Consider the following 18,712-nt stretch of genomic DNA (forward strand, 5'->3'; position numbering starts at 1 on the left):
CTTCGTGATCAAAAGCGGACTTTTTGAACATCCTCTAATAGGGAAAGCATTTGTCGGTATCCTTTTGTGCTTGGTCTATTGACTCGCTCGGTATGCGAAGGTACAATATATCGTAAATGTTATTGTTTATTTTTATAAAGATCTGATTGAAAGACTATGAACAGGATTAGTAAGCGATTGGCCCCTTACAGAGAGCAGAGCGACACGGTGCAACGCCTGCAGGATTGTCCCGCGCTGAAGTCACCTGGGAGTTGCCCTTTTGAACGTGTCACGGTAATGTATGAACACGATGTTCATCATGTTCCGGATACGCTAGAATAGGCCGGCCGCAGCCGTTATTTGCAACTGAAGTGCCGCTCACACGATCTGTAAGATGTAAGGATCTGTACTGGGAGCGGAATAAAGGTGGTACCACGGAAGCTAAACCTTTCGTCCTTTGCGGCGTAAGGTTTTTTTATTTGCCTACGTAAGCGAATTGTCCTTGCAAATACCGAGCTATACGCTTAGAGAAGCATGCATGGATCGAGCAGTATGATTTGCTTCGATTATATAGGCTGAACATTGTCGATTAGATACTCATGATTATGTAACGGAGGGATTTGCTTGGCAGAGAATCAAGAGCAACTGTCTATGCCTACGACGTATGATCCGAAGGCAGCGGAGCAGAAATGGTATGATTTCTGGATGAAAGGCGAGTATTTTAAAGCAGGTGATCGCAAGGATGCTGAACCATTCACAATCGTAATCCCGCCTCCGAACGTTACGGGTATGCTGCATATTGGTCATGCACTTGACTTTACATTGCAGGATATTTTGATTCGTTTCAAGCGGATGCAAGGATATGATGCTTTGTGGCTTCCAGGTTCTGACCATGCAGGTATTGCAACGCAGACGAAGGTAGAGCAGAAGCTGCGCGAAGAAGGAATCACACGCTATGATCTTGGGCGTGAAGCATTCTTGGAGCGTGTATGGGATTGGAAAGAGAAGTATGCGAATACGATTCGTGAGCAATGGGCGAAGATGGGACTGTCATTGGACTTCTCCCGTGAGCGCTTTACGCTGGACGAGGGTCTGTCTCGTGCGGTTCGCCAAGTATTCGTGAAGCTCTATGAGAAAGGTCTCATCTACCGCGGTAAGTATATTATCAACTGGGATCCGGCAGCACGTACGGCATTGTCTGATATTGAAGTTGAATATAAGGAAGTGCAGGGGCATCTCTATCACCTGCAATATCCTCTGAAGGATGGCAGCGGCACAATCACTGTGGCGACAACACGTCCAGAGACGATGCTTGGCGATACAGCAGTAGCTGTACACCCTAAGGATGAGCGCTATAAGCATATGATTGGCAAAATGTTGGTACTGCCGATTGTTGGCAGAGAGATTCCGGTCATTGCTGATGATTATGTAGATAAAGACTTCGGAAGTGGTGCGGTTAAGATTACGCCAGCCCATGATCCGAATGACTTCGAAATGGGACTCCGCCATCAACTGCCGCAAATTACGGTAATGGATGAGTCCGGTAAAATGAACGAGCTGGCTGGTCAATATCAAGGGCTTGATCGTGCAGATTGCCGCAAGCAGATCGTGAAGGATTTGCAAGAACAAGGCGTGCTGATCAAGATTGAAGATCATGTACATCAAGTTGGTCACAGCGAGCGCAGCGGCGCAGTTGTAGAGCCGTATTTGTCTACGCAATGGTTCGTGAAGATGAAGCCGCTCGCGGAGCGTGCAATTGAAGCACAGAAGTCTGGCAAAGGTGTTAATTTCGTGCCTGATCGCTTCGAGAAGACATATTTGCATTGGATTGAGAATGTACGCGACTGGTGTATTTCCCGCCAGCTATGGTGGGGACATCGCATCCCTGCATGGTACTGTGAGGATTGCGGACACATTCATGTTGCAGAAGAAGACGCGACTGCATGTACGTCATGCGGAAGCAACCACTTGAAGCAGGATGAAGATGTACTCGATACATGGTTCAGCTCTGCATTGTGGCCGTTCTCCACACTTGGATGGCCGGAACAGACAGAAGATCTGAAGCGCTACTATCCAACGAATGTGCTCGTTACAGGCTATGACATCATTTACTTCTGGGTATCCCGCATGATCTTTACGGCGTTGGAATTTACAGACGAAATTCCGTTCAAGGATGTGCTGATGCACGGCTTGGTGCGTGATGCTGATGGTAAGAAAATGTCCAAATCGCTTGGGAATGGTGTCGATCCGCTTGAAGTTATCGAGAAGTACGGTGCTGATGCAATGCGCTTCATGATTTCGACGAGCAGTACACCAGGCCAAGACTTGCGCTTCCGCTGGGAACGTGTAGAACAGGCTCGCAATTTTGCCAATAAGATTTGGAATGCATCCCGTTTCGCTCTGATGAACTTGGAAGGGTTCACTTATGCGGATATCGACATCACAGGCGAATTGGGCACAGCTGACCGCTGGATTCTCCACCGTATGAACGAGACTGCCCGCGAAATTACACGCTTGATGGATGCTTATGAGTTTGGAGAAACAGGCCGTGTACTCAATAACTTCATCTGGGATGATCTGTGCGATTGGTATATTGAATTTGCGAAGCTTAGCTTGTATGGCTCGAATGAGCAAGCGAAGAAGAAGACGCAATCCGTTTTGGCTTACGTGCTTGACCATACAATGCGCATGATCCATCCGTTCATGCCGTACATCTCAGAGGAAATTTGGCAGCATCTGCCGCACTCCGGCGAGACGGTAACACTTGCGGAATGGCCAGTATACCGTGCTGAATTCGAAGCGCCTGAGGCGGTTCGCGAGATGACACTTCTTATGGATATGATTCGCGCAGTACGCAATATTCGTGCTGAAGTGAACGTTCCGATGAGCAAGAAGGTAGAATTGATTGTGAAGCCGACTGATCGTATGGTAGAAGCGAACATTACGAACAACCTTGAGTTCGTGGAACGCTTCTGCGGTACTTCGAAGCTGGAGGTAAGCATAGAAGCTGCTGCTCCGAACAAAGCGATGACCGCTATTGTGACAGGAGCCGAGTTGTACTTGCCGCTCGCTGGCCTTCTTGACATTGATCAGGAGATTGCACGTCTTCAAAAAGAAGTCGAGCACCTGAACAAAGAAGTGGAGCGTGTCGATAAGAAGCTTGCTAATCAAGGCTTCATCGCGAAGGCGCCTGCTTCGGTCATTGATGAAGAGCGTGCCAAGCAGCGTGATTACAGTGAGAAGAGAGACAAAGTACTGGCGCGTATTACCGAATTGAAAGAAGCGTAAACAACCTGTGCGATATGTACGACCGATCCGGACGTGAGCGCTGTCTCATACCGGTTCGGTCGTTTAATGACATCTGATAAAGGATGAGGAACTATGCCTACGACAAGCGAGACGGAAGCAACCGATTTTCCTTTTGTTCGGGTAGAAGACGCAATTGATTGGATTAATTCTTTAATTCCTTTTGGAATCCGTCCTGGATTGGATCGGATCGAACTGTTGATGGAGCGGTTAGGTTCTCCGCACCGTCGCTTGAAGTTCATTCATGTTGCGGGCACAAATGGTAAAGGCTCGACCTGTGCGATGTTAACAAGTGTCCTGCTTGCTAACGGATATGATGTCGGCACATTTACTTCTCCTTATATTGAGAAGTATACGAATCGTTTAAAGTACAACAACGAGGACATTCCTGAAGATACGCTGCTTCAACTTGTGAACAAGCTGAAGCCGTTGGTGGATGAAATCGCACAAACGCCGCTCGGTTCGCCGACGACGTTTGAAGTATCAACTGCGCTCGCCATTATGTACTATGCGACAGTGACGTTCCCGGATGTCGTCGTATGGGAAACAGGACTTGGCGGACGGCTTGATGTAACGAACATCGTGACGCCGATCGTATCGATTATTACGAATATCGGCCATGATCACATGGACATACTTGGGGATACGATTGAGAAGATTGCTGCCGAGAAAGCAGGAATTATTAAACCAGGGGTGCCAGCGGTGACGACGGTGGAGCAGCCAGAAGCGCTTGAAGTGATTAAGCAGGCTGCTGAGAAAAACCAATCTACGCTGTATGTCATGAACGAACAGTTCCGGGTGGAACTGCTCCATGCGATTGAAAATGAACAGAACTTCACATTCTTCGGCCCATTCCGTTCGATGGAAGGAATGTCGCTCACGATGAACGGGGCACATCAGTTGAAGAATGCGGCCGCCTCATTAATGGCGCTTGAAGTGCTGCGACAATATATGGCTTTCATGTTAGAGGATGCTACCACGCAAGAAGGACTGAAGCGTGCAGCATGGCCAGGGCGCTTAGAGATGGTATGCGAGAAGCCTCGCATGCTGCTCGATGGAGCACATAATCCGGAGGGGGCAGCGACGCTTGCACTAGCGCTGCGCGATACGTACCGGTATGAACGGCTTCATATTATGATGGGTATGCTGTCGACAAAGCATCATCCCGATGTTCTACGACATATACTACCTTTAGCAGATACCGTTATTTTTACAGAACCAGATTTCCGCAAGAAGATGGATGCGGAGAGCTTGAAACATATTGCCGAGCAAGTGATGGAGGGCGAGGGCGATATACAATGTCCAACCATTCTTGTAGAGCCGGATTGGCATAAGGCTTTGGAACAGCTACAAGCGATGACAGAGCCAGGAGATTTAGCAGTAGTTACGGGGACATTATATCTGATTGCAGACGTGCGTTCTTTCGTTCTGCATCGGACCGAATCTGAAAAGGGTTGGTGAGTTCGTTTTGAATACGACGGAACATATTCATTTTATCGGCATCGGGGGCTATGGGATGAGCGCCATCGCTCGTGTCATGCTGGAAATGGGGTACACCGTCACGGGGTCCGATGTGGCCGAACAGGATTTGACGGAAAAGTTACGCAAAAAGGGAGCGACTGTACATATCGGGCATGACCCTGCCTATGTTCAGAACGCAGACACAGTAGTATACTCTACGGCTTGTCCGAAAGATAATGTAGAGCGAGTTGCAGCTGAACAGCAAGGGATTCCAGTCATTCACCGCTCACAGATGCTGGCGCGCTTGCTGAATGCTAAGAAAGGCATCGCTGTAGCTGGTGCTCACGGGAAGACGACGACATCTTCCATGATTGCTTTTGTCATGGAACGCTGTGGCGTAGATCCGACTTATATTATTGGCGGCGAAGTGACGAACCTAGGAACAAACGCCCAAGCAGGAAATAGTGAATATGTAGTAGCTGAGGCGGATGAGAGTGATGGCTCCTTCTTGAATTATCACCCTCATATAGCGGTTGTACTTAACATAGAGGCAGATCATTTAGAGAATTATGGCGGGGATTTCGAGCGATTGAAGGAAGCTTATGTACAGTTCCTGTCACAAGTAAATCCGGAAGGATGCTCTGTAGTGTGTGCGGATGATCCAATTGTTGGTTCTATGCTTCCAAACTTGGGCGCAGGTGTTGTGACATACGGCATTGAGCAAGCGGCTGATTATACAGCTACAGAGATTATCGCGGAAGATCGCGGCATGACCTTTACGATGAATCATCAAGGCAAGGCGCTTGGAACAGTACAATTGTCTATTCCAGGTACGCATAATGTGTTGAATGCAATGGCGACCATTATTGTTGCTATGCGTGCAGGCATTCCGTTTGAACAGGCATCTGCTGCCATCGTGGACTTTATTGGCGCTAAGCGCCGTTTCCAAGTAATTGGGGAAGAGCAGGGCGTACTTGTTGTAGATGACTATGCTCACCATCCGACGGAGATTGAGGCAACACTTACTGCTGCCAAAGCAACAAACCGTCGTATTGTTGCCGTATTCCAGCCGCAGCGTTATTCGCGGACTTATTTCCTGTTCGATCAGTTCAGCCGGGCATTTGAGGGTGCAGATGAACTGATTCTGACAGATATCTACTCTCCAGCTGGGGAGAAGCCGATTGAAGGGGTACACTCTTCGAAACTGGTTGACCGGATTCGCGAAAACAGCAACAGCAACGCACAGTACATTGCGGATAAGAATGATGCATTAGAGCATCTGAAATCAATTGTGAAGTCCGGAGATTTGGTAATCACAATGGGTGCAGGTGATATTTGGAAGACAGCTCGTGACTTAACCGAGGCATTGAAATCGTAGCATCTCTGGCAGTAAGTCAGCGATGTTCCAACAAGTTCCAACAGTGGGATGTAAGTCTGTAAACAACTAGAATAGCAAGAAAAGATCGAGCTGTGGGTCAGGATTTTGGCCCTTCGTTCGATCTTTTTTTCTGTTGACTTATTGTCTTTGTATGAGTGGATTACACAAGTCTAATAGCAACTACAGCTGCAAATAGAATACGACGAATAAAGAAAAAGCCCCGGCGCTGTACACGTAATCGGAAGGAGATAAGCCCCGAGGATAAGATTCTGCCAACCAGTACTTCTCCAGTAAACAGAACGACAATCACGCGACGGCCGATATTTCGTCTAACGAATCGACGTACCTCAGCTGGGGTCAAACGCAAGTTGCTTTTCTTGCTTTTCTTGCTGTTCATTCTATTCCCTCCTTTGCTGCGGGATTGTATATCATATGCTAGCATTGCAAGATTTGATAGGACGCATATAGGAGGACGGACGCACTTTCTAGCCAATAATTTGTAAGGTAGGTTCTATTGGATTCGAATCTAGCATAAATCTACTAGTAACCAATAGGACAAGGTAGGTGTTCGGATATGACCAACATGCGAACGAAGATGACGTTTCGATTCGATGATTCCCAGCCTGTGAAGGATAAACATGAGATTCAGGGCATAGAGGCGAGCAAGAAGAAAGAGCGGCTTACAGATTGGGAGGAGATGTCTGATGGTACGATTGTGAATGGGGTTTCAGTTGAGCGGGCGAGCGTATCAGAACTTGAAGAGTATAGTGAATCAACTCCTATAGAGAATCGGCATCATATAGAAAAGGTCGAAATAGATGCTCCGAACAATGACCGGGAACAAGAAAAGGTTGAGAGCGAAGATGAACGAGTGGAGCGCTGGATTCGGGAGTCGGATCGTCAGCCTGAATATGACATTCCGAAGAACGGTTATGCGATCCCAACCTCTATTGAAGATCCTGCCTCTAGTTCACTTAGTGATCAAGGCGAGTTGTTATGGCATGGTATTCATACACGTTCTCGCAAGCCCCCGGTGTGGAGAGTCGTTGCTTCCGTTGCGGGCGCGCTCGCAACGGGTGCCTTGTTCGGATTTCTCGCTCTGTCTCTATTCAAGGGCGAAGTATCGATGCCTAATCCAAGTGATGCTATTCCAGTATTCGCGAATGATAAGCAAGGAAAAGGTGGAGAGCCAGCATCTAAGGACACGGCATTGAACGAACAAGGAACGGTGAAGGCAGGGGATTCAGGAAGCAAGTCCTCATCTACTAGCAATGGAGGGAATTCGGCTGCAGCCGCAGCAGGTCTGTATGTGACGGATGTGAATATTCCAGAGAAAGTGTTTTACATGCTGCAATATGGTGTGTTCGCTCAGGAAGAAGGGGCTCAGAAGGCAGCGACGGAGCTGAGAGAACTCGGGCTGGCTGCGATGGAGGAGAAGTCAGAGCAGCATCGCGTGTATGCCGCGATCGCACCTTCGAAGGAGGGTGCGATGGGGTTGAGCGCGTTGCTGAAGAACAAGCAGGTGGACTTGTATGTGAGAACCTTGAACCGTCCGGCGATTACAAAGTTGGCATTCCAAGGTGACTCAGCCTCCGTGGAGCAATTTTTAGGCCAAAGTGACGTGGTGAATGAATGGTTAATGTCTCAATCGATTGCGTATTTAGAAAAAACCAATACCGAAGCATTCACTCAAGAGATCACGGAACAGCTTCGGAAGGAGCATCAGAAGTGGACACAGCAAATGAGCACCGTGCAAAAAGGGATTCCCGACCAGTCCAAGAAAGCTTGGACGGAGCTGGTTCAGAGCATGAACACAGCAATCAGTGCAGTGAATGAGTATAATAAGCAGCCTTCGTCCTCGCATTTATGGAGTATCCAGCAGGCGGTTATGCATTATCGGAATGCAGAGGCGGTTTGGTTGGGTACGATGAAGGTGTAGCCGAGAGCGGAATAGATCACATGCCAATTATATTGTTGAGAACAGAGTCTTTTGATAGGAGCGTAGCTCTTTGAAGGGGCTCTGTTTTGTACATAAGAACTTGCATTCGCATTGTTGTGAGGGGAAGGATAGAAAATTGCATGAATTTGGGATTGTTGCATAGATTACCATAAATTGTTCATCTAAATCTTGCAAAGATCATCATTTGAATGTTTGTTTCGACAGCCAGTTACGCGTATAATAGAACAGTGTCAAAAAATGGCGAGGAGCGACTACGAAAATGAGTATATCCAAATTTGAGCGACCAACGATCGTAATGGCTTCCTCCTCACCACGGAGACAAGAGCTTGTCCGTTCACTCGGTCTTCCTTATGTCGTACATCCTAGCGATGCAGACGAGACAGTGGATCCCAATCTGGATCCTGACTGTATTGTTGAGACGCTGGCACTGCGCAAGGCACAGGCGGTAGCAGATGTCCGCAAGGCGGCTGGTGAGCACGGTATTGTCATCGGTTCAGACACCATTGTCGTCTTGGATGGCGAAGTGCTGGGCAAGCCAGTGAATGAAGAGGATGCGGTTCGTATGTTGACTAGGCTGCAGGGAAGATCGCACAAGGTGTATACCGGCGTGGCGATGATTGATTCAGCGGACGAACATACAGAAGTTGCGCATGGTGTAACCACAGTCCATATGAAGCCATGGACAGATGAACAGATACATCGCTATGTTGCAACTGGTGAACCAATGGACAAGGCAGGGGCCTATGGGATTCAAGGAATTGGCTCAACACTTGTCACGCAAATTGAAGGCTGTTATTTCAACGTAGTTGGATTGCCGTTGTCGCTTGTTAGCGATATGCTGGCTTCGTATGGCATTATCATCCCGTAATGGGCGCTGCCAGTATGGAGCAGCAAGGTGGAGCAGTAATTGTAAATGAGATAAGATGAGTATGAAATGTTGAATGCAAGACGGTCCTAGGAACAGCGGATGCCGACCAATGGTGCTTCGTCGGTGCATGATGGCGACCGGACAATCGACTACAGGGGGTTGTAAGATGGGACATAGTCCACTTCTACGCGATCTTCCCCATGAAGAACGTCCGAGAGAACGCATGATGCAATATGGGGCAGAGTCATTAAGTCATGCTGAATTACTTGCAATATTACTGCGTACAGGCACGAAAAATGAATCGGCCATTACATTAGCGCAGCGAATATTGAATCACGTAGGACAGCTTCGGCATTTGCACGATATGTCTGTGACAGAGTTGACAGCGATTCGTGGTATTGGCGACGCTAAGGCACTGCAGCTAAAAGCAGGATTAGAGCTTGGACGCCGTATGTCGCGTTCTCGTCTTGAGGATGCACTGCAGGTACGACGGCCGCAAGATGCAGCCGATCTGCTTATGGAGTCGATGCGATACTATGACAAGGAACATTTTATTTGTTTGTTTCTGAATACGAAGAATCGAATTATGGCACAGGAGACGGTTACGATCGGAATCCTGGATGCATCTTTGGTACATCCCCGCGAAGTTTTCAAGGCTGCCCTGAAGTGTGGTGCAGCTTCCATCATTTGTGCTCACAATCACCCAAGCGGAGATCCAACACCGAGTCCAGAGGATGTAGCGCTTACTAGGCGGCTCATGGAAGCTGGAGAAATTGTTGGTATCGAACTGCTGGATCACTTGGTTATTGGCGATAACCAATATGTGAGTTTGAAGGAACGCGGGCTCATGTAATATAATGATTGAGATTGAAGGTTATAAAAAGGAGATTAACATCATGTTGGGTGGCTTTACGAAAGATTTAGGTATTGACTTGGGAACTGCTAATACATTGGTCTATGTACGCGGTAAAGGTGTCGTCGTGCGCGAACCGTCTGTGGTAGCAATCCGCACAGATTCGAAGACGATTGAAGCGGTAGGAGAATCAGCGAAAAATATGATTGGACGTACGCCGGGGAATATCCGTGCAATCCGTCCAATGAAGGACGGCGTCATCGCTGACTTCGACACAACTGCTACTATGATAAAATATTTTATTCGGCAAGCTCAGAAGCAGCGTTCGCTGTTTCCGCGTCATCCGAACGTAATGGTATGTGTGCCTTCTGGTATTACTGCTGTTGAACAGCGTGCAGTTGAAGATGCTACGAAGCAAGCAGGTGCTAGAGAAGCTTATACGATTGAAGAGCCGTTCGCGGCAGCAATTGGTGCTGACTTACCTGTATGGGAACCAACAGGAAGTATGGTCGTTGATATTGGTGGCGGTACAACTGAAGTAGCGGTGATCTCCCTTGGAGGTATCGTGACATGCCGTTCCGTTCGCGTTGCAGGCGACGAAATGGACGAAGCAATTATTCAATTCATTAAGCGCCAATACAACTTGATGATTGGTGAGCGTACAGCTGAACAGCTGAAGATGGATATCGGCTCGGCTATGGGGCTTGATGAAGAAGAGCAGATGGAGATTCGCGGTCGCGACTTGCTGACAGGTCTTCCGAAGCCGCTCACGATCTCCTCGAACGAAATTACAGATGCTTTGGCTGATACAGTGAGCTCTATTGTTGAAGCTGTTAAGGTAACATTGGAGAAATGTCCTCCTGAGCTTGCAGCTGATATTATGGATCGCGGTATTGTATTGACAGGTGGCGGCGCTTTGCTTCGCAATTTGGATAAGCTGCTTGCTCGTGAGACTGGCATGCCGGTCATCGTGGCAGAGAACCCGCTTGATTGCGTAGCGATTGGTACTGGACGCGCGCTTGATAATATTCATTTGTTCAAGGGACGCAGCAGCTCTGCGCTTCGTTCCAAACGATAAGAATACGCCCATGAGGGAGTCTGATACCCGCGTCGATTCGTTCCAACGACGCGGGCATTGTTATCACTGAAGGTTGCTGCCAAGCCTGATGCTTGGGCATAAGCTTGCGGAAACGACTTCATGATGGCAAGTTGACATCGTGAGCGACCTCTTTTCTGAGGGAACGAGTACCTCTTTACGATGAGAAGGTGTTAATACTGTTTAAGCTTCTGGGGAACAAACGTTTATTTTTGATGTTGTTTGGCCTTATTTTGTTTATTGCGTTAATGGGGTTTACACTAGGCGGACGCCTAAACCTTACTTGGCCAGAGAAATTTGTGCATGATACGGTGACCTTTGTGCAGCAAATATTCTACAGACCGGCATCGTATGTATCGAATTTCGTGAAGGATGTCTCCAGTCTGAAGGAACTGCACGAAGAAAATGAGCAATTGAAGACGATGCTCGCGCAATATACAAGGGATAAGGCCTACTACAATTCGGTTGCGGCAGAAAATAAGAGACTTCTAGACGATCTGGAATTTACGGAGCGTCAGAAGCAGATGAATATGCCTTATAAATACCGAATTGCACAAGTTACGTCGATCAATGTGGCCGATCCATTTAACCAGACGTTGAACTTGAACCTTGGCTCGAAAAATGGAGTTCGTCAAGGAATGCCGGTTATATCGACGGAAGGCGTAGTCGGGATTGTCAGCCGCGTATTCGAATTCTCCTCCACAGTCCAGTTGTTGACGAATATGGATGAGAAGGATCCGAACTCACCAGCAATATCAGCTACTGTACTCGGCAAGGAAAACAAGTCTTTCGGCGTGATTGAGTCTTATGATCACAGCAGTGGTACATTCTTAATGACACGTATTCAAGAGGATGATGAGCTGGAAGAAGGAGATACCATTGTATCGTCCGGCCTTGGCGGTTCATTCCCGAAAGGTCTCGTTCTCGGCCAAGTTGTATCGCGGCAAGTAGGGGACATCGGATTGACGCATTCTGCTACGGTTAAGCCTGCTGCAACCTATCGTGACTGGCGTGAGTTGTTCATCGTTATCACACCGGACATGAAGGAGACGGGGAAAGAGGCACAGCAATGAATCGAAACTGGATGATCGTATTTATGTTCATTCTCTTCCTGCTGGAAGGTTCGCTGCTGCCTGTATTTATTCCAGATGCGTGGCAAGGACGGATTGTCCCGCAACTGGTATTCATCGTAATACTGTATCATGCTGTATATCATCATCGGCATGCTGCGTTGATGATGGGATTGGGATTCGGGTTTCTGCAGGATATTGTATATTATGGCCATATGCTGGGCCCACACACATTTAGCATGGGGCTGCTCGGATATTTGACTGGATTACTTTTTGCGTCTCGCAACACATCCATGATTACGATGATAATCATTTCGGTATTCGGCAGCTTTGCCTATCAGACGATGCTGTATGCAGCTTACCGACTGTTTGGCTTGCATGGAGTGACATTCGAATATGCGATATTCGATTTTATGATTCCAAGCTTGATTGTACAGCTTGTCTTCTCGCTGGCCATATATGTTCCGATGCGAAGATGGTTCGACCATTTGTCTGGGAAGAAGTCTGCCGAAGATGAACAGGGGTAATAGCCGTCTTGGAATATGTTTCCAGACGGCTTATGCCTTTTTGTTATCGATAATTTCTTTTTCAACCCGGTGTTGCAGGAACTTTCCTCTTCCATCTCGAAAAAGATAAAATTGGGGAGGGACCTTTCATGACGGCCAAGTCACTGGTAACGATTAAAGGCATGAAGGACGGCCTAGTGTTCCTGCTTGACGATAAGTGTGAATTTGCAGTCTTGTTGGGCGAATTGCGCGACAAGCTTGAACATACACCGCATTTTTTCGACGGACCGATTGTATATGTCGATGTCAAGTTAGGAGCCCGCGCTGTAACAGACGAGCAGAAGACTGAAGTACTGGATGTACTGCGTCAGCGGGGGAATTTACTCGTACGTTCGATTGAATCTTTTGAGGACAAGAAGGCGGAGCAGAAGGGGTATCGTATTGAGACGAGAACCGGTATGGTACGTTCTGGACAGGTGCTGCGCCACGAAGGAAATTTATTGTTTTTGGGGGATGTCAATCCTAGCGGAATGATTATATGCACTGGCGATGTAATGGTCCTAGGAGCGCTGCGTGGAATGGTTCATGCAGGGGCAGAAGGAGAGCTATCTGCCGTTATTGGGGCCTCGTTATTTGCACCGACGCAACTACGCATCGGGGAAATTATTAGCAGACCGCCAGATGAATGGGGTGTAACCCAATCGCATATGGAATTTGCTTATGTGCATGAAGGTGTCATGCAAATTGATAAAATCTCGCAGCTACATCGCGTTCGCAAGGACATCAATATGTTCAAAGGAGTGTAGAAGGATGGGAGAGGCAATCGTCGTCACTTCGGGCAAAGGCGGCGTCGGCAAGACGACGACATCCGCGAATATTGGTACCGCGCTTGCTTTGCTCGGCAAAAAAGTGTGCATGATCGATACAGATATCGGTCTTCGCAACTTAGACGTCGTGATGGGGCTTGAAAATCGTATCATCTATGATATCTGCGATGTTGCGGATGGCCGTTGCCGATTGAATCAAGCGCTTGTGAAGGACAAGCGCTTTGATGAGTTGTATATGCTGCCTGCCGCTCAGACGAAGGATAAGTTGGCAGTGTCTCCAGAACAGATCAAGGATATCGTTCTGGAACTGAAGAAGGAATTCGAATACGTTATCATTGACTGTCCAGCTGGCATTGAACAAGGATTCAAAAACGCGATCGCAGGAGCAGACCATGCAATCGTTGTTACGACGCCTGAGAATGCTGCGGTTCGTGACGCTGATCGGATCATTGGACTGCTGGAGAATTCGGAAGTCTCCTCACCGAAGCTGATTGTGAACCGTGTTCGCGCCAATATGATGAAGAAGGATGGCGGCATGCTTGAGCTGGATGATATTTTGCAAGTGCTCAATATCGACTTGCTAGGCGTTGTTCCTGATGATGAAATGGTTATTAAAGCGGCTAACTCTGGTGAACCTACGGTCATGAATCCAGATGCTCCTGCTGCTGTGGCTTATCGGAATATCGCGCGCCGCATCCTGGGGGATACAGTACCACTGATGCCGCTTGAACAGAAGAAAGGCGTGCTAGACCGTGTGAAGAAGTTTTTTGGAATGGGATGATTAATCAGTGTTTAACAAGCTGAAACGAATTGATTGGATTATAGTCGGTATTTTGCTCGTGTTCTCGGTGTTCAGCCCACTGGTCATCCTAAGTGCAACGCATGGGGATGCAATGTTCAGCGATACATCCATGATGATGAAGACAATTATATTCTATATTCTCGGATTTATCCTTATGTTTGCCGTAGCGCTGTTCGATTATCGATTGCTATTGAAGAGCTGGCCGATTTCAATGGGGATCACGATCCTGCTTCTTGTTGGCGTGTTTTTCCTAGGGGCGGATCTTAACGGGGCTGTTGGCTGGTATAAGCTTCCCGGAGGGCAGACTTTTCAACCAGCTGAGCTCGCGAAGATTACGCTCATATTTGCACTCGCGCAATTGCTAGGAAGACGGAATGGTGATCCACTCTCACTTACGAAGGACTTACTGCCAATTGGATTGGTAACGATCCTTCCATTTGGACTAGTAGTGATTCAGCCTGACCTTGGTAACGCCATTATTTATATTGTAATACTGATTGGTATGCTATGGATCGGAGCGGTGAAATACCGGCATGTCCTTGTGGCGCTCCTCTGTGTTGCGGTCATAGGGGGAGCGGTCTACGTATCGTTCACGACCTTCAATAAAGAAGTCAAGGATTTCTTCGTGAATAAGATCGAGAAGAAGCATTGGTATGAGCGGATAAACACATTTATCAACCCAGAGGAAGCAACCAACGATGCGAAGCATCAATCCAACTATGCGATGATTGCGATCGGTTCAGGCGGACTCAGCGGTGATGGCTACATGAAGGGCGAATTGAAGCAGCGCAGCTTCATACCGTATACGTATTCGGATGCCATCTTCGTGGTAATCGGTGAGGAGTTCGGGTTCCAGGGCTCAGCCCTACTGCTGCTGCTGTACTTCCTGATGATATACAGGATGATTCTCATTTCCTTCCAGTGCTATGACTTGCGAGGGTCGTACATGATAATCGGCATTGTGTCGATGTTCGTGTTCCAAATATTCGAGAACATCGGAATGATGATCGGCCTTATGCCGATTACCGGGATTACGCTGCCATTCATCAGTTATGGCGGTACATCACTTCTCTTGAATATGATTTGTATTGGACTGGTGATGAGCATACACATTTATCAAGAGAAATATCAGATTGAGCCTTAATGGAGTCGAAGATTAGGGTCTTGGTCTCATCATTTACGAAATTAGCGCTAAGGCGGCAAAACGTCCATAACGGATGTAGTGCCGCTTTTTTGCGTACATCTGCTTGTTCTCAGGCTCACTGCTCATATCTGCTGTAGGCTTGTCATACACATGTGATAAGCACATCATTCAGCTGATGCATATTGTTGAAATGGGTTAAGAAGGGATGAGACGAGCATGAAAGAAGATATTCGGCGCCGAAGAGAAGAACGAATCCGTGACATTCTAATGGCTGAAGAGATGAAACGTAAGTCGCATGCGAAGGAAGCTGTGGAAGGTAATCTGTCTTCCCATTCACTTGTTCAACCAGATGTCGTGTTGAATACTCCCTCTGCAACGGCTGTCTATAATAACGGAGAGCAGCGAGAGGACTACGAATTCAATCAAGAGTATACGTATGATCCTGAGCAGCAGTGGAAGATAAGCCGTTCGAAGTGGAATGAACGCTACGGCTGGGAAGAGCCTCCTACAGGAAGAGGCAATGTATGGCGCTCCTTGCGCTCCAGACTTCTCGTATCCATCTTGTTGTTCGCTGCAGCTTATGGAATCACATCCTTCCCGGCGGAATGGAATGCACCTATGCGCGCTTGGATTCAATTGTCCCTTCATGATGAGATGGACATGCGGCCGATTGCGGCGTGGTATGAGCGAACTTTCTCCGGAACACCTGTGTTTATCCCTTTGTTTCCACGAGATAAGGAATCAACGAAGGCTGTACAGTCCACACATACCTATCCATCCCCGATTAAGGGGCAGATTGTGCAGCCGTTTGCTATGAATCTGAAGTCTGTCGCGATTGCTCCCGATCATGCGAGTGGTGCGGCGATTGAGGTTCAGAATATTGCTACGGGCAAAATTGAACGGGTAGCTTCAGACGAGAAGTCAGGAATTACAGTAACTGTCCAACATGCCGATGGTCTTGTGACGGTGTATAGTGGGCTTACAGCGACTTCCGTGCAACAGGATGACTGGCTTGAGCCCGGAGCAACAATTGGTACGATACAGAGTCAGGAGAACCAGTCGGGGGTAGGTGCTGAGCCTGTACTTACATTTGCGATGCAGCAGCGCGGCGTTTATATTGACCCGGCGGATGTGATACGAATTGATTAAATGGGGGGGAACCACCTACTCACTTCATCCGCTATTTGTGATCCTTATGGCTGCAGCTGCAGCTACAGGCTATATATTTGAATTGCTTACGTTATTTACGATCGTGCTGATTCATGAACTGGGACATGTAGCTTGTGCTAAGGCGTTTGGATGGACCATCACGGAAGTGAAGCTGCTGCCCTTCGGAGGGATGGCGGAGACGGATGATGGAGCACTATCGCCTGCTTGGCAGGAGTGGATTGTAGCGGTAGCGGGGCCATTACAAAATGGTCTCATGATATTAATTGCATGGTATGCGGAAGCGATGGGTTGGTGTAGTCCAGAATGGGCGAAAGGGTTTATTCAGGCCAATGCGTTCATTGGATTGTTCAATTTGCTGCCGATTCTTCCGCTTGACGGCGGACGGATGATGCAAGCAGCATGTTCGTTATGGATGAGCTATCATCGGACCTTGCTTGTTGGTGCGAGGGTCAGCCTTGGATGCAGTGCCATTATGCTGCTGTACAGTGTGTGCCCGGTAGTTGTGGGAGGCAAGCTGAATTTTAATCTCTTGATGCTAGCTCTCTTTTTGCTGTGGACCAACTGGGTGGAACATCGGAATGTTCCTTTTCGTTTCATACGATTTTTGATGAATCGTCCAACGAGGTTGCGTGAGTGGGAGAGTTCGGTCGCACTAGGACGCCCAATTGTAACAGAAGGGGGGCGTTCGTTGTCTAGAATCGTTCGTCTGTTCCGCAGAGATGACTACCACTTCATTTATGTAATGGGTGATGAAGGGCGAATCCAACGGATCGTTCCGGAACAGCAATTAATTGATGCCTTCTTCGATGAGCCTCCGCCTCAGAATCGTATGAAATCATGAGCGCCATCTAGGTAAGTTCGGTCTCAATTTTGGAGGTGAAAAGAAACGGTTATCATTTTTTCTAGCCTGTTCCATAAACCGGCATGTTCACCTTATCCTGCTTCATGTTACAATGGAAGATGACGCGCTGTAGTAGAGGTGATACCATGAATCAGATGATTGTTCACTGTGAGGAACAAGTGACGCAGATGGCGTTGCTTGAACATGGTCGGCTCGTCGAATTTGCAGTCGAACGTGCAACTGGCACAACGCTGGTCGGCAGCTTATTTAAGGGGCGGGTAGTGAATGTGCTTCCTGGAATGCAGGCTGCGTTCGTGGACATCGGGCAGAAGAAAAATGCATTTTTATATGTCGATGATTGTTTACATCCTCATTTGGAGAAGCAGCCTAAGCAGAAACCGCCGATAACGAGTCTGCTTCGAGTTGGACAGGAACTTATCGTGCAAGTGATGAAAGATCAGCTAGGAGGCAAGGGAGCGCGTGTAACCACGCATTATTCTCTACCTGGCAGATATTCGGTGTTTATGCCATATGCCGATTATATCGGTGTATCTAAGAAGATTGAGCAGGAATCGGAACGCAATCGATTGAAGCAGCTTGCTGAACAGCTTCGCCAGGGCGAAGAGGGGCTGATCATTCGAACCGTTGCTCAAGGTGAATTGACGGAGACGCTTGAGGGTGATATTGAGTCACTCCGCGAGTTGTGGGAGACGATTGGTTATCGTGCCAAGGAAGCTCAGGCTCCCGCGTTGCTGCACCGTGATCTAAGCATGGTGGAGCGGCTTGTTCGGGATGCGTTCTCACGCGAGATTGACCAGCTGCTCATTGATGATGTTCGCCAATTGAAAAAGGTGCAGTCGTTTGTTCGTTCGTTTGACCCTGAATTGGAAAATCGGATTCATGTATACAAAGACAGTGAACCGTTATTTACCCGTTATCGGGTGAAAGATCAGCTAGATAAGGCTTTCCAGCGTAAGACATGGCTGCAGAGCGGAGGATATCTAGTATGGGATCAGACGGAAGCACTGACGGTTGTTGATGTGAACACGGGAAAATATACGGGGACAAGCGATCTGGAGGAGACCGTATTCTTAACGAATCTGGAGGCGGCCGAAGAGATTGCGCGTCTTATTCGTCTTCGCGATATCGGCGGCATTATCATTGTTGATTTCATCGATATGGATACGGAAGAACATCGAGTGCGTATTGTGGAGCGATTGGAAACGATGATGCGGAAGGATCGTACGAAGTGCTTGGTTGTCGGTTGGACGAAGCTTGGTCTAATGGAACTGACACGCAAGAAGGTTCGTGAGCAGGTCATGCACCAACTGTTCCAACCCTGTGCCGAGTGCGAGGGAAGCGGAGTTGTTTTGTCCTCGCTTTCTCAACGGGAACCGGAAATTATACGTTGATTTTTATTGCAGAGTGTGCTAAGATCTACGGGTATGTGT

General features: G+C 47.9%; 16 protein-coding genes and 1 other annotated feature. Of the genes, 15 read left to right on the forward strand and 1 reads right to left on the reverse strand.

Annotated elements, in window-relative coordinates; translation table 11 throughout:
- Nucleotides 1-147: 147 nt before the first annotated feature.
- Nucleotides 148-440: a binding site (T-box leader), on the forward strand.
- 190 nt (nt 441-630) lie between these two features.
- The 3 genes from BBG47_RS22060 to murC all read left to right on the forward strand — a co-directional run bounded on the left by BBG47_RS22060 (nt 631) and on the right by murC (nt 6,124).
- A complete protein-coding gene (locus BBG47_RS22060; RefSeq protein ID WP_175400611.1) occupies nt 631-3,267 on the forward strand; it encodes a valine--tRNA ligase in 2,637 nt (878 codons plus the stop codon).
- 93 nt (nt 3,268-3,360) lie between these two features.
- Nucleotides 3,361-4,746: a bifunctional folylpolyglutamate synthase/dihydrofolate synthase gene (locus tag BBG47_RS22065; protein WP_065293524.1), complete on the forward strand. Its 1,386-nt coding sequence runs from the start codon at nt 3,361-3,363 to the stop codon at nt 4,744-4,746.
- Between the two features lie 7 nt (nt 4,747-4,753).
- Nucleotides 4,754-6,124, forward strand: a complete 1,371-nt coding sequence (murC, locus tag BBG47_RS22070; RefSeq protein ID WP_021254212.1) for a UDP-N-acetylmuramate--L-alanine ligase — start codon at nt 4,754-4,756, stop codon at nt 6,122-6,124.
- 160 nt (nt 6,125-6,284) lie between these two features.
- Here murC and BBG47_RS22075 read toward each other — a convergent pair whose 3' ends face one another.
- Complete coding sequence (locus BBG47_RS22075; RefSeq protein WP_021254213.1) at nt 6,285-6,521, reverse strand: hypothetical protein; 237 nt, start codon at nt 6,519-6,521, stop codon at nt 6,285-6,287.
- A 177-nt stretch (nt 6,522-6,698) separates the two neighbouring features.
- Here BBG47_RS22075 and BBG47_RS22080 point away from each other — a divergent pair, with 177 nt between their 5' ends.
- From BBG47_RS22080 to BBG47_RS22135, 12 genes are all read left to right on the forward strand, one after another.
- Nucleotides 6,699-8,063, forward strand: a complete 1,365-nt coding sequence (locus BBG47_RS22080; RefSeq protein ID WP_065293525.1) for an SPOR domain-containing protein — start codon at nt 6,699-6,701, stop codon at nt 8,061-8,063.
- 280 nt (nt 8,064-8,343) lie between these two features.
- Nucleotides 8,344-8,952 carry a Maf family protein gene (locus BBG47_RS22085; RefSeq protein WP_065293526.1) on the forward strand — a complete coding sequence of 203 codons (609 nt, stop codon included), beginning with the start codon at nt 8,344-8,346 and terminating at the stop codon, nt 8,950-8,952.
- Between the two features lie 166 nt (nt 8,953-9,118).
- Nucleotides 9,119-9,805, forward strand: a complete 687-nt coding sequence (gene radC, locus BBG47_RS22090; protein ID WP_065293527.1) for a RadC family protein — start codon at nt 9,119-9,121, stop codon at nt 9,803-9,805.
- A gap of 43 nt (nt 9,806-9,848) precedes the next feature.
- Entirely contained in the window at nt 9,849-10,883 is a 1,035-nt protein-coding gene (locus tag BBG47_RS22095; protein WP_021254217.1) for a rod shape-determining protein, read from the forward strand.
- Between the two features lie 188 nt (nt 10,884-11,071).
- The gene (gene mreC / locus BBG47_RS22100; protein ID WP_036591306.1) at nt 11,072-11,974 is read left to right on the forward strand and encodes a rod shape-determining protein MreC; all 903 of its coding nucleotides are present in this window, start codon (nt 11,072-11,074) and stop codon (nt 11,972-11,974) included.
- Entirely contained in the window at nt 11,971-12,498 is a 528-nt protein-coding gene (gene mreD / locus BBG47_RS22105) for a rod shape-determining protein MreD (RefSeq protein ID WP_065293528.1), read from the forward strand. Before mreC ends, mreD begins: the two co-directional genes overlap by 4 nt.
- 128 nt (nt 12,499-12,626) lie before the next feature.
- Complete coding sequence (gene minC / locus BBG47_RS22110; protein WP_065293529.1) at nt 12,627-13,283, forward strand: septum site-determining protein MinC; 657 nt, start codon at nt 12,627-12,629, stop codon at nt 13,281-13,283.
- 4 nt (nt 13,284-13,287) lie between these two features.
- Nucleotides 13,288-14,085, forward strand: coding sequence for a septum site-determining protein MinD (gene minD, locus BBG47_RS22115; protein ID WP_021254221.1), 798 nt, complete (start codon nt 13,288-13,290; stop codon nt 14,083-14,085).
- Nucleotides 14,086-14,092: 7 nt separating this feature from the next.
- Nucleotides 14,093-15,250: an FtsW/RodA/SpoVE family cell cycle protein gene (locus BBG47_RS22120; RefSeq protein WP_065293530.1), complete on the forward strand. Its 1,158-nt coding sequence runs from the start codon at nt 14,093-14,095 to the stop codon at nt 15,248-15,250.
- Nucleotides 15,251-15,466: 216 nt separating this feature from the next.
- Nucleotides 15,467-16,399, forward strand: a complete 933-nt coding sequence (locus tag BBG47_RS22125) for a M23 family metallopeptidase (protein ID WP_065293531.1) — start codon at nt 15,467-15,469, stop codon at nt 16,397-16,399.
- Nucleotides 16,392-17,261, forward strand: a complete 870-nt coding sequence (locus BBG47_RS22130) for a site-2 protease family protein (protein ID WP_065293532.1) — start codon at nt 16,392-16,394, stop codon at nt 17,259-17,261. The genes BBG47_RS22125 and BBG47_RS22130 overlap by 8 nt, the downstream gene beginning before the upstream one ends.
- 146 nt (nt 17,262-17,407) lie before the next feature.
- Nucleotides 17,408-18,673 (forward strand): Rne/Rng family ribonuclease, encoded by a 1,266-nt coding sequence (locus tag BBG47_RS22135; protein ID WP_021254225.1) that lies wholly within the window; start codon nt 17,408-17,410, stop codon nt 18,671-18,673.
- Nucleotides 18,674-18,712 lie beyond the last annotated feature (39 nt).

Origin of the sequence: Paenibacillus sp. KS1, assembly GCF_001680695.1 — a bacterium.
GTDB classification, from domain to species: domain Bacteria; phylum Bacillota; class Bacilli; order Paenibacillales; family Paenibacillaceae; genus Paenibacillus_B; species Paenibacillus_B suaedae.